The 14187-nt window shown below is 66.3% G+C and carries 16 protein-coding genes; 6 read left to right on the top strand and 10 right to left on the bottom strand.

The features are described 5' to 3' along the window. Nucleotides 1–9: 9 nt before the first annotated feature. The 7 genes from fumC to rsmI all read right to left on the bottom strand — a co-directional run bounded on the left by fumC (nt 10) and on the right by rsmI (nt 5632). A complete protein-coding gene (gene fumC, locus BN60_RS26180; RefSeq protein ID WP_020699151.1) occupies nt 10–1413 on the bottom strand; it encodes a class II fumarate hydratase in 1404 nt (467 codons plus the stop codon). Nucleotides 1414–1467: 54 nt separating this feature from the next. Then, nucleotides 1468–1911: an alternative ribosome rescue aminoacyl-tRNA hydrolase ArfB gene (gene arfB, locus BN60_RS26175; RefSeq protein ID WP_020699150.1), complete on the bottom strand. Its 444-nt coding sequence runs from the start codon at nt 1909–1911 to the stop codon at nt 1468–1470. Next, entirely contained in the window at nt 1908–2474 is a 567-nt protein-coding gene (locus tag BN60_RS26170; RefSeq protein WP_020699149.1) for an ankyrin repeat domain-containing protein, read from the bottom strand. Before BN60_RS26170 ends, arfB begins: the two co-directional genes overlap by 4 nt. Beyond that, entirely contained in the window at nt 2474–3445 is a 972-nt protein-coding gene (gshB, locus tag BN60_RS26165) for a glutathione synthase (RefSeq protein WP_020699148.1), read from the bottom strand. Before gshB ends, BN60_RS26170 begins: the two co-directional genes overlap by 1 nt. 62 nt (nt 3446–3507) lie before the next feature. Beyond that, entirely contained in the window at nt 3508–4353 is an 846-nt protein-coding gene (locus BN60_RS26160) for a SirB1 family protein (RefSeq protein WP_020699147.1), read from the bottom strand. Between the two features lie 3 nt (nt 4354–4356). Further along, nucleotides 4357–4722, bottom strand: coding sequence for a YraN family protein (locus BN60_RS26155; protein ID WP_020699146.1), 366 nt, complete (start codon nt 4720–4722; stop codon nt 4357–4359). Nucleotides 4723–4732: 10 nt separating this feature from the next. Further along, entirely contained in the window at nt 4733–5632 is a 900-nt protein-coding gene (gene rsmI / locus BN60_RS26150; RefSeq protein ID WP_281015339.1) for a 16S rRNA (cytidine(1402)-2'-O)-methyltransferase, read from the bottom strand. A 48-nt stretch (nt 5633–5680) separates the two neighbouring features. On the opposite strand from rsmI, the gene BN60_RS26145 reads away from it, so the two are divergent. The 3 genes from BN60_RS26145 to BN60_RS26135 are packed head-to-tail and all read left to right on the top strand — an operon-like array spanning nt 5681 to nt 8355. After that, on the top strand, nt 5681–6853 hold the full coding sequence (locus tag BN60_RS26145; RefSeq protein WP_020699144.1) for a penicillin-binding protein activator: 1173 nt from the start codon (nt 5681–5683) through the stop codon (nt 6851–6853). 16 nt (nt 6854–6869) lie between these two features. Continuing rightward, nucleotides 6870–7592 carry an HAD family hydrolase gene (locus tag BN60_RS26140; protein WP_020699143.1) on the top strand — a complete coding sequence of 241 codons (723 nt, stop codon included), beginning with the start codon at nt 6870–6872 and terminating at the stop codon, nt 7590–7592. 16 nt (nt 7593–7608) lie between these two features. Continuing rightward, entirely contained in the window at nt 7609–8355 is a 747-nt protein-coding gene (locus BN60_RS26135; protein WP_020699142.1) for a (2Fe-2S) ferredoxin domain-containing protein, read from the top strand. Between the two features lie 11 nt (nt 8356–8366). Here the strand turns inward: BN60_RS26135 and BN60_RS26130 are convergent, their stop codons facing one another. Next, nucleotides 8367–8753, bottom strand: coding sequence for a (2Fe-2S) ferredoxin domain-containing protein (locus BN60_RS26130; protein WP_020699141.1), 387 nt, complete (start codon nt 8751–8753; stop codon nt 8367–8369). A 7-nt stretch (nt 8754–8760) separates the two neighbouring features. Further along, on the bottom strand, nt 8761–9027 hold the full coding sequence (locus BN60_RS26125; RefSeq protein ID WP_020699140.1) for a DUF6489 family protein: 267 nt from the start codon (nt 9025–9027) through the stop codon (nt 8761–8763). Nucleotides 9028–9072: 45 nt separating this feature from the next. Here BN60_RS26125 and BN60_RS26120 point away from each other — a divergent pair, with 45 nt between their 5' ends. From BN60_RS26120 to BN60_RS26110, 3 genes are all read left to right on the top strand, one after another. Beyond that, on the top strand, nt 9073–10242 hold the full coding sequence (locus tag BN60_RS26120) for a diaminopropionate ammonia-lyase (protein ID WP_020699139.1): 1170 nt from the start codon (nt 9073–9075) through the stop codon (nt 10240–10242). Nucleotides 10243–10317: 75 nt separating this feature from the next. Then, a complete protein-coding gene (locus BN60_RS29270) occupies nt 10318–10941 on the top strand; it encodes a hypothetical protein (protein ID WP_148283526.1) in 624 nt (207 codons plus the stop codon). Nucleotides 10942–11004: 63 nt separating this feature from the next. Beyond that, a complete protein-coding gene (locus tag BN60_RS26110) occupies nt 11005–11748 on the top strand; it encodes a creatininase family protein (protein WP_020699137.1) in 744 nt (247 codons plus the stop codon). Between the two features lie 69 nt (nt 11749–11817). On the opposite strand, the gene BN60_RS26105 is transcribed toward BN60_RS26110, so the two are convergent. Next, entirely contained in the window at nt 11818–14157 is a 2340-nt protein-coding gene (locus tag BN60_RS26105) for a Tex family protein (RefSeq protein ID WP_043286879.1), read from the bottom strand. Nucleotides 14158–14187: the final 30 nt, after the last annotated feature.

Genomic DNA, 14187 nt, shown 5'->3' with positions numbered 1-14187 from the left:
AGCGCGTCGTCACCCCTTCGCCACGTAGGGATGCACCATCTTCGAGGGATCGACGACGCGATCGAACTCGGCCTCGCTCACGAAGCCCAGCTTCAGCGCGGCCTGCTTCAAGGTGAGGTCGTGGTCGGTGGCGTAGTGGGCGATCTGCGAAGCCTTGTCGTAGCCGATCACCGGCGCCAGCGCCGTCACCAGCATCAGCGAGCGCTCGACATATTCCTTGATCTTCTTGAGGTTGGGCCTGGTGCCCTCGATCAGGTACTTGCGGAAGTTGTCGCAGCCATCGGTCATCAGCGTGATCGAGTGGGCGATGTTGTAGATCATCAGCGGCTTGTAGACGTTCATCTCTAGATAGCCGCCGGCGCCGCCGAAGCCCACCGCCACGTCGTTGGCCATGACCTGGACGGCGATCATGGTGAGGGCCTCGGCCTGGGTCGGATTGACCTTGCCCGGCATGATCGACGAGCCCGGCTCGTTCTCGGGAATCTCGAGTTCGGCAAAGCCGGCACGCGGGCCGCAGGACATCAGCCTTATGTCGTTGGCGATCTTGTAGAGCGAGACCGCGAGCGTGCGGAACGAGCCGGAGAGCTGCACCAGCGCGTCATGCGCGCCCTGCACGGTGAACTTGTTGGGGGCGCTGACGAAGGGCAGTCCGGTGAGCTTGGCGATCTCCGCCGCCCCTGCCTCGGCAAAGCCGGGAGCCGCATTGATGCCGGTGCCGACCGCCGTGCCGCCCAGCGCCAGGTGATAGACGTCCTTCAGCGCATCTTCGATCCGCCCGACATTGTCCGACAGCATGCCGGCATAGCCCGACCACTCCTGGCCGAGCGTGATCGGCGTCGCGTCCTGCATGTGGGTGCGGCCGATCTTGACGATACCGTCCCATTCCTTGGCCTTGGCGGCGATGGCATCGCGCATCGCCTTGACCGCCGGCAGCAGCCGCTCCGCCGTGTTCACGGCCGCGGCGACGTACATGGCGGAAGGGAACGTGTCGTTCGAGGATTGTGACATGTTCACGTGATCGTTGGGATGCACCGGCTTCTTGGAGCCGAGCGGCGTTCCCGCGATCTGGCAGCAGCGATTGGAGATCACCTCGTTCACGTTCATGTTGAACTGCGTGCCGCTGCCGGTCATCCAGACGTGCAGCGGGAACATGTCGTGATGCTGGCCGGCCAGGATCTCGTCGCAGGCCTGCACGATCAGCTTGTGCGCCGTGTCGTCCAGGCGCTTGCCGGCATGGTTGGCGTTGGCGCAGGCCTTCTTGAGCGTCGCATAGGCGGTGATCATCTCGCGCGGGATTAGGTCCTTGCCGATGCTGAAATGCTCCAGCGAGCGCTGCGTCTGTGCGCCCCAGAGCTTGTCAGCCGGAACGCTCACCTCACCCAGGCTGTCGGTTTCCTTGCGAACATCAGCCATCCGGCCACCTCCTGATTAGGATAGCGACCCTAGCATGACCGGCGCGGCCGGAAGCTAATCCTCCGGCCCTTTGCGCCGCAGGGACTTGATCGCGCCATGGTGCTTCTTGTCGTCGACCCGGCGGCGCTTGCTGGCCTTGGTGGGCTTGGTCTTCTTGCGGGGAACCGGCGGGCGGGCCGCCTCGCGGATCAGCTCGATCAGGCGGGCCAGGGCTTCTTCGCGATTGCGCAGCTGGCTGCGCTGGCCCTGCGCCACCAGCACGATCACGCCGTCCCGCGTCAGCCGCCGGCCGGCCAGCCGCTCCAGCCGCTGCCGCACCGCTTCGGGCAGCGATGGCGAGCGGCGCACGTCGAAGCGCAGCTGCACCGCCGTCGAGGTCGTGTTGACGTGCTGCCCGCCCGGACCGGCGGCGCGGACGAAGCTCTCCTGAATTTCGGCCGGATCGATGCTGAGGCCGCCGGTGATCCGCAGCGGCGCGGTCCCGACGGCAGCCGTCATTCCTTGGCGCCGGCGCGGCGCAGCATCGCTTCGACGGAGCCGCGATTGTTCTGCTTGGCATAGCTCAAGGCCGAACGGCCCGTGAAGTCGCGCATGTTGGGGTCGGCCTTCTTGTCGAGCAGCAGCTTGACGATCTCGGTGTAGCCCCGCCCCGACGCGATCATCAGGGCCGTCTGCCCCTGCCGGTTCTGCGGCCGCGTGCTGGCGTTCCGCCGCAGCAGGATCTCGGCGATGTCGACATCGTTCTTCTCGGTAGCCCGCATCAACGCCGTGTAGCTTTCGCGATCGGCGATATCGACGATCGCCCCACCCTTCAGCAGGGTCTCGACGACGGGAATGGAGCCGGACTGCACCGCCACGATCAACAAGGGTGTGCCGTTGTTGGCAGTCTGGTTCGGGTTCTCGTTCCTGAGCAGCGCTTGGCGTACCTTTTCCTCGTCGCCCTCGAGTACGGCCTTCGCAATCGGCTTCATGGCGAAGATGTCGGTTTGAGCTGTCGCAGCGCCGGCAGACAGGACTGCAAGCGACGCCGCGAAACCACAAACGAACATACGTCGAATCATTACTTCTTCTCCCTCTGCGGGTCGCGGGTTTCCTGGTAGCGGACCTCGATGCGGTCCCAGATCTGGGCCTCCAGAGAAACGCCATCGAAACGGTTGATCTGTTGCAGGCCCGTCGGCGACGTGACGTTGATCTCGGTGAGATAGTCACCGATGACGTCGATTCCAACGAAGATCAGTCCGCGCCTGGCAAGCTCGGGCCCGATCGTCTCGCAAAGCTCGATGTCGCGCTTGGTGAGCGACGCCTTCACCGCCTTGCCGCCGACATGCATGTTGGAACGCGCCTCGCCGGCTGCCGGTACACGATCAATAGCGCCGACCGCCTTGCCGTCGATCAGGATGATCCGCTTGTCGCCCTTGCGGACCTCCGGCAGGTAACGTTGGGCGATCACCGGCTCGCGGCTCTTCTGCGAGAACATCTCGAGCAGCGACGCGAAGTTCTCATCGTCGGGCCGGACCCGAAAGACACCGGCGCCGCCATTGCCGAACAGCGGCTTCAGGATGATGTCCTTGTGTTCGTCACGGAACTCACGAATGGCGCGAACGTCGGAGGTGATCAGGGTCGGCGGCATCACGCCGTCGAAGTGCGTGACGTAGAGCTTTTCCGGTGCGTTCCGAACGCTCGCCGGATCGTTCACCACCAGCGTCTTGGGATGTACATGCTCCAGGAGATGCGTCGTCGTGATGTAGGACATGTCGAAGGGCGGGTCCTGACGCAGCAGCACGACGTCGACCTTGGAAAGGTCGAGCATTTCGGGCGCTCCCAGCGTGAAATGATTGCCCTTCTCGCGCCGGAGCTTCATCGGCTGGGCGCGTGCCAGCACCTTGCGGTCGCGGAAGATCAGGTCCGGCGGCGTATAGTGCCAAACCTCGTAGCCACGCCGTTCCGCCTCCAGTCCCAACACAAAGGTCGAGTCGCCGTCGATGTCGATCGTCGACACATGGTCCATCTGAATGGCGACCTTGAGCTTCATGAGATTTCCTTGCGCAATCGATAAGGAAGGAGGTGGTGACGACGCCAAACGCGCCGCAGGCTTCAGTTAAGGCCGCGACGCAGTTCCTGCAACAGGATCGCGGCGCGACGGCGCAGTTCGGGATCGCTTGTCCCCTCCCCGAGACCGAGCAGGCGCTCGTAGGCGGCAATGGCGGCCCGGCGCTTGTCGAGCCGGGCATTGAGCTGGCCCGCCTCGAACAGCAGATCGGCACGGTCCGGCGCAATCGCCAGCATACGGTCGAGCGAGCGCGCTGCCTGCGCCCAGTCTTCGCGCTTGGCCAGCCGCAGCCGCACATTGTTCTCCAGACGGAGCAGCACGTCGCGATCGGATACGGGATCGAAATGGCTGGGTTGCAGCTCGGCGTCGGGGCCCAGCACCTGTTGCAGCAAGGAGCGAAGCTCCGCCGCATCGCGCACGCTGCCTTCATGGAAGGGATCGATGACATGCCGCGCGCCATCGATGCCGATGCGGATCAGGAAATGGCCCGGAAAGGCCAGCCCTTCCGCCTGCCATGCCTGAGCGCGCGCGACGTGCAGGTAGAGGATCGACAACGCCACCGGCAGACCCTTGCGCCGCTCGATGACCCGCACGAGATCGGCATTCTGCAGATCGTCGTAAGTTTCACTGTCGCCACGATAGGCATAGGCGCGCGCGATGACCTCGGCCAACATCTCCGGCGCCGGGCCACGCCGGCGCACCAGATCGGCGACGGCATCGGCCATCGACGCGACATGCTGGCGGAACGGCACGAGATCGAGGCTCTCCGCTGCATGCAGTGTACTCAGCGCAAAGCCCGCCTCGAGCAGATCCAGCCGGTCGCCGTCGCCGGCGCAGAGATCGCGCAGCCGCGAAAGGCCTTGTTGATTATGATGCTCGGAGTCCGCCACATGTCACTCCGGCGGTTGCCAGACGTCCGGCAGATGGCGCGGCCACAGACCGCCCACCAGCACGGCGTCGAAACGTACGGCGCAGGCCGCATGGCGCGGATGCTCTGCCAGGAACAGGCTGGCGGAACGCGCCACCCGGCCGAACTGCCGCTGTCCCAGCGCCTCGGCGGCGGCCGTCGTCTGCCGACGCGCCTTCACCTCGACGAAAGCCAGCACGTTGCCGCGCCGCGCCACGATATCGATCTCGCCCAGGCGCGTCTTGTAGCGTCGCGCCAGGATCGTATAACCCGCGATCCGGAGCCGCCACACCGCGCGCCATTCCGCGGCATGGCCCAGCCGATGGGCCCGCTGGCGCGCCTCCACAGTCATCCGACAATACTCATGCGGCACCCCGCTTCAGTTCCAGCGCCCGGGCATAGACGTCACGGCGCTTGAGTCCATAACGCGCCGCCACTTCGGCTGCGGCGTCCTTTACTGAAGCGCCTTCCATCGCCGTGCGCAATGCAGCGTCGATCGTTTCGCCACTCCGCGCCGTCTCTTCGGAAGGCGGGCCGATCACGATCACGATCTCGCCTCTCACATCGGGATGGCGGGCATAGTACGCCGCCAACTCGTGCAACGGAGCGCGGCGCACTTCCTCGAACAGTTTCGTGAGTTCACGCGCCACCGCAGCCGGTCGGTCGCCCAGCAGTTCGGCGAGATCCTGCAGCGACTCGGCAAGCCGGTGCGGGGCTTCGAAGAAGACCAGGGTCGACGGCACTGAACCGGCTTCGCCGATCGCCCGGCGGCGCTCCGTCGGTTTGGCCGGCAGGAACCCGGCGAAGAAGAAGCGATCCGTCGGCAGGCCGGAAAGCGCCAGCGCCATCGGCACGGCCGAGGCCCCCGGCGCGGAACTCACCGTGTAGCCACCCGCCAGCGCGGCGCGGACCAGCCGATATCCGGGATCGGAGATCAACGGCATGCCGGCGTCGGAAACCAGCGCCACGCGCTTGCCGGACGCCAGCGCCCGCACGATCCGCGGCTCGGCGGCGTCCTGCGTGGCATCGCTATAGGCCACGGTCGGAACGGCGATGCCATAGTGGCTGGCGAGCTTGGCGAACACGCGGGTATCCTCGCAAGCGATCAGGTCGGCGGCGCGCAGAACATCGAGTGCACGCAGCGTGATGTCGCCCATGTTACCGATCGGCGTGGCAACAATATGCAGCCCCGCCTCCAGCGGCGGTTTACGCGGGGCCTGCCCCCCGGTAGCTTGGCCTTCAGCTTGCCCTTGTTCGTTCACGCTGTCCGTTTCCGTCCTTCCGCAGCCATTTGCCGGAGTTTCGCACCGATGATGCGCAGGTCTCTTTTCGCGATCACCGCCTCTGCCTTCCTGCTGGGCGCCTGCGGCGGCTCGCCAAAGACTAGCACGCCTGCTTCGATCACGACGACTGCGCCGCAGATCGGCTCATCGACCACGGCATCCGGTAAGGCCCGCATCGCCTTGCTGCTGCCGCTCAGCGGCCGGGCCGCGCCGATTGGCCAACAGATGCAACAGGCTGCAGAGATGGCGCTGTTCGACACCGGCGCCAAGGATCTGGCGCTTTCCGCCTACGATAGCGGAGATAGCGCCGACTCCGCGGTCGAGGCCTATCGCAAAGCCCGCACCGACGGAGCTGCCCTGGTTCTGGGACCGCTCTACGGCACATCGGCAACCGCGCTGGTGCCGCTGGTCAGCCAGGGCGGCGCCAATGTCATCTCTTTCTCCAACGACGAGCAGGTCGCGCAGCGCGGCGTCTGGATCATGGGCATCGCGGCGCCGCCGCAGGTTCGCCGCGTCGTCGACAAGGCCATCGAGTCGGGTATCCGGCGGTTCGCCACCTTCGCGCCGCAGACTTCGTACGGCGAGCAGATGGTGCGCACCCTTGAGAGCCACGTCGCGGTGCGCGGTGGCTCGGTGGTCGGCGTCGAGTTTTTCGACGCAAACGCACACGACCTTGCCACACCGGCGCGTCGCCTTGCCGAGGGAACCAAAGGCGAGGGCAAGCTCGCCATCCTGGTGCCGGTGGCGCCGCCACGCGTGTCGGCCGTGCTGGCTGCGCTCGCAACCGCGGGCATCGACGGCCGCGCCGTGCAGTTCATCGGCACCGGCGTGTGGGATACGCCGAGCATCGGCAACGAAAGCATGCTGCGCGGCGCCTGGTATGCCGCCCCCGATCCGGCGCGACGCGCCGACTTCGAGCGCAAGTTCGCCTCGACCTACGGCCGCCCGCCCCATCGGCTCGCCACGCTCGCCTATGACGGTGTCGCGCTGGCCGGACACCTCGCGCGCCTGAAGCCCGGCGGAGACTTCTCGGCCGAGGCCATCACCAATCCCAGCGGCTGGTCGGGCGTCGACGGCATTTTCCGATTCTTCCCCGACGGCCGCTCCGAGCGCGCGCTGGCGGTCATCGAAATCCAGGGCGACCGCGGCGTGGTCGTGAGCCCAGCCGCCACGAGCTTCGCGGACCGGCCGACCAACTGACGATTGCGAACCAACGATGTCTGCCCTGCCCCGTGCGATCCTGTTCGACCTCGACGACACGCTGATCCGCGCCTACGCCCAGCCCGAAGAGGCGTGGACACGGTTGCTCAATGTCTTCGCCGCTCATCTCGACGCCCACGACCCCGCCGCCATCGAGCGCGTGCGGGCCGCCGTGATGGAGGAAGCGCGCGCCTTCTGGAGCGACTCTCTCGCGGCCGCAAAGTGGCGGCTCGATATTCCCGGCGCCCGCCGACTCTCGGTACGTCGCGGTCTCGCCCGGCTGGGCCGGCCCGACGATGCGCTGGCCGACCGCATCGCCGATTCCTTCACCGAACTGCGCCGCCAGGAATACCGGCTCTATCCCGACGCCCACGCGACGGTCGACGCGTTGCGCGATGCCGGCGTTCGGCTGGCGCTGGTAACCAACGGCGCGGCGGCCACGCAGCGCGCCAAGATCGAGCGCTTCGAGCTGGCCCATCGCTTCCATCACATCCAGATCGAGGGTGAGTTCGGCCAGGGCAAGCCCGAGCTTGCCGTCTATCGTCACGCCCTGGAGCGGCTGGGTGTCGACGCTGCCGACGCCTGGATGGTCGGCGACAACTACGAATGGGAAGTCGTGGCGCCGCAGGCTCTGGGCATGTGCGGCATCTGGTACGACCCGTTCGAGGCGGGCGTGCCCTCACAGGCGGCGGCTACGCCGTCGCGCATCATCAAGCGCCTCGCCGAGCTGGTCGAATAGCACTCCATCGTTCTCGATGAAGAACATCCTGCTGCTGGCCCGCTCGGCCACGTCGGGCGCTGCCTTGCGCGAGATGGAAGGGCTGCGCGATCAGACCGCCTCCTTGCCAGGCGTCGCCCGCGTGCTCTTCGCCTTCGCCGAGGAAGGCACCCCCTCGCTCCGATCAGCGATGGACGAGCTGGCGCAGACGCCGGAGCCCGTGCTGATCCTGCCGATCCTCGTGCCCGTCGAGCCGAGCTTCGTCACCGGCGTGAAGCGTTCCCTGCAACGCTGGCAGGGCGTCGATAAGCGGCCCTGGCCGGAGATCCGGATCGCGCCCGCACTCAGTCGGCAGGCAGCGATGCGCGAACTGCTGGCCGCCACCGTCGGCACCACGGACGCGGACGCGTCGATGGTCGAGAAAGTGGCGACGCCGCCAGCGCTCGAAGGATCAGTCGTGCCGGTCCAACGCCGTCGCGTGCTGGTCTGTCAGGGTGGCCCTTGCATCCGCGCCGGGGCAGAGACGATCTGGGGTCATCTGCGCAACGAGCAGAAGCGGCTCTCGCTGCGCACGACCGGCGAGGGCACGATGAGCGCCAAGACGAGCTGCCTCGGCCCCTGCTCGCTCGCCCCCGTCCTGCAGGTCTGGCCCGAAGGCACCTACTATGGTGGCATCGACGAGTCGGGCGTCGACCGCATCGTCGAACGTCATCTGCTGCACGGCGAGGTCGTCGAGGACCTCGCCTATCTGCCCACCGGCACCAAGCAGCGATTGCGCGGCTGACGGAGCAGCAGTTACCCGACCGTTGTCGGTACCTTGCGATCCGAGGGCAGCTTTTCGTTGGGCTGCAGCATCAACCGCTCGACCCGGCCGCCCTTCACGAGATGCGTTTCCAGCACCTCGTCGATGTCTTCCTTGGTCGGCACCGTGTACCAGACGCCTTCGGGATAGATGACCAGCGTCGGCCCCAGTTCGCAGCGGTCGAGGCAGCCGGCATTGTTGATGCGCACGTTCTTGAGACCGAGCGCCTTGGCGCGGCTCTTCATGTGATCCCGCAGCGCCTCGCCGCCCTTCTCGGCGCAGCAGCCCCGCGGATGGCCGGCAGGACGACGGTTGGTGCAGCAGAAGACGTGGGCTTCGTAATAGGGCTTGGGATCGGCTGGCTTGTCGCGCTGGCTCATGGTCACGCTATTCCTTCTTGCCGCCCGTGCCGGTCGCAATGTTGGCCAGCTGGCTCCAGAACGCCTGCTGCATCTGCTGCATCTGGTCGATGCCCTGCATGGACGCGGGCAGCCAGGTCTTGAACACCGTCTCCGGATTCATCGCGCCCAGGCTGGAACGCAGGCGTTCCTCGATCTCGCCCATGATGCGGTCCTGCATCGGCTTGATGTCGGGCAGGCCGAAAAAGGCGCGGGCCTCTTCGGGTGTGCAGGTCACTTCGACATTCACTTTCATGGTCTGCTCTCCGTTTCCCAGACCATAGCATGCTATGACCCCTGCATGACGACCCCTCCCTGGCTGGCCCCCAACCCCCGCGCCAAGCGCAACCTCGAATTCGGCAGCGAGCAGCAGCGGGTGATCAATCCCAACGGCATTCCCGAGCTCTGCGAGGATCTCAGGAAATGCCCTGCACACAAGCCGACGCCGCTGTACGAGCTGCCGGCGCTGGCCGAACGGCTGGGCGTGGGCGAGATCAGGGTCAAGGACGAGAGCCAGCGTTTTGGCTTCGGCGCCTTCAAGGCGCTGGGCGGCGTGCTCGCCGTCTACAACGAGCTCTCCGGCGCGATCGGCGAGGCCCATCACCGCTCCGCGAGCTTCGAGCAGGTGATGCAGGGCCAAGACCGCGACATTACCAGCCAGTACGTCTTCGCTACGGCCAGCTCGGGCAACCACGGCCGCTCGGTCGCCGCCGGCGCCAAGCTGTTCGGCAACCGCTGCGTCGTCTTCCTGCCGAAATTCACCAGCGCGGCGAAGGAGGCCGCGATCCGTGCCCGCGGCGCCGAGGTGATCCGGGTCGACGGCGACTACGATACCGCCGTCGCCGAATGCCGCCGGCAATCCGAGAGGAACGGCTGGACAATCATCTCCGACACCTCGTGGGAAGACTACGAGCGGGTGCCGAAGAGTGTCATGCGCGGCTACACCGTGCTGGCCCACGAGGCGGCTGTCGATCAATGGGGCGTGGCGCCCAGCCATGTCTTCGTCCAGGCCGGCGTCGGCGGGCTGGCCGCTGCGGTAATCGGCTATCTCTGGGCGGTCTGCGACAGGCGGCCAATCTTCGTCGTCGTCGAGCCGGCGAGCGCAGATTGCTGGTTCCAGAGCAACCTCGCCGGCAAGCCGATGCTCGCCAGCGGCAATGCCGACACGGTCATGGGCGGCCTCGCCTGTCGCGAAATCTCGCCCCTCACCTGGCCGGTCGTCGGCGAGGCGACCGACTGGTTCATGACCATCGAGGAAGACGATGTGATGCCGGCGCGCCACCTCTTCGCCAATCCCCTGGAGAACGATCCCGCCATTGAGTCCGGCCCGTCGGGATGCGCCGGCCTCGCCGGGCTCGTCCGCGCCTGCACCGACGAAGCGGCCTTCAAAGCGCTAGGACTCGACAGGCAATCGCGCGTGCTGCTGATCAACAGCGAAGGCAACCTGGGCGAGACACCAGCGCAATCATAAGTCGTACTTGATTCGTTCCATATCGTTAAAGTAGTGTTCCTCCAGGCCGGCTTAGCGGCCAGGGAGGAAAGCAAAGTGAGTGGTGGGACGTTGGCGGCAATGGGCCGCCTGATGGCTGTTGTCGCCATGGGATTTGCCGCGTCGGCTTGTGCAACCGTGGTCGGCGGCACGACCCAGGACGTGCTGGTCGAATCCCAGCCGTCGGGGGCCGAATGCAAAATCGACCGGCTGGGCGCCAACATCGGCGTCGTCAAGCCGACGCCGGGTCGGGTCAATATTGCCCGCTCGAAGGACAATGTCATCGTGAGCTGCACGCAGGAGGGCTACGAACAATCGAACGAGGTTCTGGTATCGAGCTTCACCGGCGCCACAGTGGGCAATCTCCTGCTGGGCGGCCTGGTCGGCGTGGTTGTCGACGCGGCCTCCGGCGCCAACAACAAGTACCCGGACCGGGTCCTGATCGTACTCACGCCGGCAAGCTTTCCAAGCGACGAAGCGCGCGATGCCCATTATGCCGGGATCAGGTCGCGGATCGAGGAAGGTGCCAACGCCGAGATCAAGACAATCGAAACGCGCTGCAATTCCGGCAATCGCGAGCTGTGCACGATCGAGGTCAAGAAGCTCACCGACGCACGCGACAAGGCCTTGGCCGACCTCGACCGCCGGCGCCTCGGCGCGAAGGTCGTGCCGGCAAGCTGAGCGCCTTGCCTGATCATCACGGGCGAAGCATCCTGTGGGCAAATTCCACAGGAGTTTCGTTTCGTGCAGCTTCAGCTCAAGACTTGGCAGTTCGTCGACGATTACCTCAAGACCAAGACCGGCATCATCATCCCGATCGGCTCGACCGAGCAGCATGGGCCGACCGGCCTGATCGGGACCGATGCGCTGACCGCCGAGATGATCGCCCGCGGCGCTGGCGAAAAGGCGGGCGCGCTGGTCGCACCGACCATCTCGGTCGGCATGGCCCAACATCACTTGGCTTTCGCCGGCTCCGTGACGCTCCGGCCCACGACCCTGATCGCCGTCGTGCGCGATACGGTCGTGTCGCTGGCACGGCACGGCTTCACCCGCTTCTTCTTCGTGAACGGGCATGGCGGTAACATCGCCACGGTGACGGCAGCCTTCTCCGAAATCTACGCCGAGCGCTCGATGGAGAAGCTCAGCAACCAGCCCTCCATCAAGTGTGCCCTGCGCAACTGGTGGGACGGTCCCGGCATCAAGCGCCTCAGCCAGGAACTGTATCCGGTCGGCGAAGGCAGCCACGCCACGGCCTCGGAAGTGGCGCTCACCTGGTACAAGTATCCCGAGACAATGCAGCAGAAGCAGATGGAGCCGCGCATCGCACCCAACGGCTCGTTTGCCGACGCCGAGGATTATCGCCGCACCTTCCCCGACGGCCGCATCGGCTCGGACCCCAACCAGGCGACGCCCGAACACGGCAAGCGCTTCTACGACACCGCCGTCGAAGAAGTCGCGCGCGACTACGAAGCGTGGATCGCGCGCTAAGCGTCGGGCTTCAGCGAAGCCGGACGTAAACCGGCCGCGCGGCGGACGCCATCGACCCGATCAAGGCGTTCAGTTGCGCGCGCCGAGGCCGGCCCGCCGCAAGGCGTCCGCCATCGCGCCGCCGGGAGAGCTTGCCTTGCCGGCCTGCTGGCCGCCGTGACTACGCCCCGCGGCGCCCGAATGGGCGCCTCGACCGGGTCCGCGGTCGGCGCCGGCCGTGCGCGCCGGCTGGCTTCCCGGCTGGTCGTCGAGCCGCAGGGTCAGACTGATGCGCTTGCGCGGCTTGTCGACCTCCAGCACCTTCACGCGCACCACGTCGCCCGACTTCACTACCGCGCGGGGATCCTTCACGAAGGTCTTGGACATCGCCGACACATGCACCAGGCCGTCCTGGTGCACGCCGATATCGACGAAGGCCCCGAACGCCGCAACGTTCGTGACGACGCCTTCCAGCACCATGCCGGGCTCAAGATCGTTCAGCGTCTCGACCCCGGCCTTGAACTCCGCCGTCTTGAAGGCCGGCCGCGGATCGCGTCCCGGCTTTTCAAGCTCGCGCAGGATGTCGGTGACGGTCGGCAGGCCGAACTTGTCGTCGACGAACGACGCCGGCGAGAGCCCGCGCAGGACGGACGCATTGCCGATCAGACTGCCGATGTCGCTCTTGGTGGTGTCGATGATCCGGCGCACCACCGGATAGGATTCGGGATGCACCGCCGAAGCGTCGAGCGGATCCTCGCCGCCGGTGATCCGCAGGAAGCCGGCGCATTGCTCGAACGCCTTGGGACCGAGTCGCGGCACGTCCTTCAGCATCTTGCGCGACTTGAACCGGCCATGTGTATCGCGATGGGACACGATGCTCTGCGCCAGCCCCTGGCCGATGCCCGACACGCGTGCCAGCAGCGGTGCGGATGCCGTGTTAAGGTCCACGCCCACGCCGTTCACGCAGTCCTCGACCACGGCATCGAGCGAGCGCGACAGCTTGAATTCGCTGAGATCGTGCTGGTACTGGCCGACGCCGATCGACTTCGGATCGATCTTCACCAGTTCCGCCAGCGGGTCCTGCAGTCGGCGCGCGATCGACACCGCACCGCGCAAGGTCACGTCGAGGCCGGGCAGTTCCTCCGACGCATAGGCCGACGCCGAATAGACCGAGGCGCCGGCCTCCGACACCACGATCTTGTGCAGCTTGAGATCCGACAGCCCCTTCACCAGCTCGATGGCGAGCTTGTCGGTTTCGCGCGAGGCAGTGCCGTTGCCGATGGCGATCAGCTCCACCTTATGCTCGCGCACGAGCCTCGCCAGGATGGCCAGCGCCTCGTCCCAACGCCGCTGCGGTTCGTGCGGGAAGATCGTGCTGGTCGCCACCACCTTGCCGGTAGCGTCGACAACCGCGACCTTCACGCCGGTGCGGAAGCCGGGATCCAGCCCCAAGGTCGGCCGGGCGCCGGCCGGCGCAGCAAGCAGCAGGTCGCGCAGGTTGGCCGCGAATACGCGCACGGCTTCTTCCTCAGCCCCGTTCCACAGGCGCAGCCTGAGATCGATCGAGAGCGTAACGAAGATCTTCGTGCGCCATGCCCAGCGCACGGTGTCGGCAAGCCATTTGTCGCCCGGCCGTCCCTGATCGGCGATGCCGTAGGTGCGCATGATGCGCTGTTCGTAAAGGCTGACGGGAGGGCGCGTCGCGGGATCGTCCGGCTCGACCGTCAGGCCGAGAATGTCTTCCCGCTCGCCACGGAACAGCGCCAGCACGCGATGCGACGGCATCTTGCCGAAGGCTTCCGAGAAATCGAAATAGTCGCTGAACTTGGCGCCGGCTTCCTTCTTGCCCTCGCGCACCTCGGACTTGAGGCGCGCATTGGCCCAGAATTCCTCGCGCAGGGCGCCGATCAGGTCGGCATTCTCGGCAAAACGTTCGGTGAGAATGGCACGCGCGCCGTCCAGCGCCGCCGCGACGTCGGCGACGTTCTTCTCGGCCGAAACAAAAGGCTCCGCGCTGGTCTGCGGCACATGCTGCGGCTCCTTCAGCAGCAGGTCCGCCAGCGGTTCGAGGCCCGCCTCCTTGGCAATCTCGGCTTTGGTGCGGCGCTTAGGCTTGTAGGGAAGATAAATGTCTTCAAGGCGACCCTTGCTGTCGGCCGCCAGGATCGCCGCTTCGAGCTTGGCGTCGAGCTTGCCCTGTTCGCGCACGGAATCGAGGATGACCTTGCGCCGCGCTTCCAGCTCGCGCAGGTACCGCAGCCGCTCCTCGAGCGTGCGCAGCTGCACATCGTCCAGCGATCCGGTGACTTCCTTACGGTAGCGCGCGATGAAAGGGACCGTTGCCCCGCCATCCAGCAGATCGGCCGCGGCCTGGACCTGCTGTTCCTTGACCCCGAGCTCTTCGGCAATACGCGCCTGAATGGAAGCCACCAAAAAACACCTCCTCGTGACACCGACTGG

It is taken from the genome of Reyranella massiliensis 521, assembly GCF_000312425.1.
GTDB lineage: Bacteria > Pseudomonadota > Alphaproteobacteria > Reyranellales > Reyranellaceae > Reyranella > Reyranella massiliensis.
This window is presented reverse-complemented; position numbering and strand designations above follow the sequence as displayed.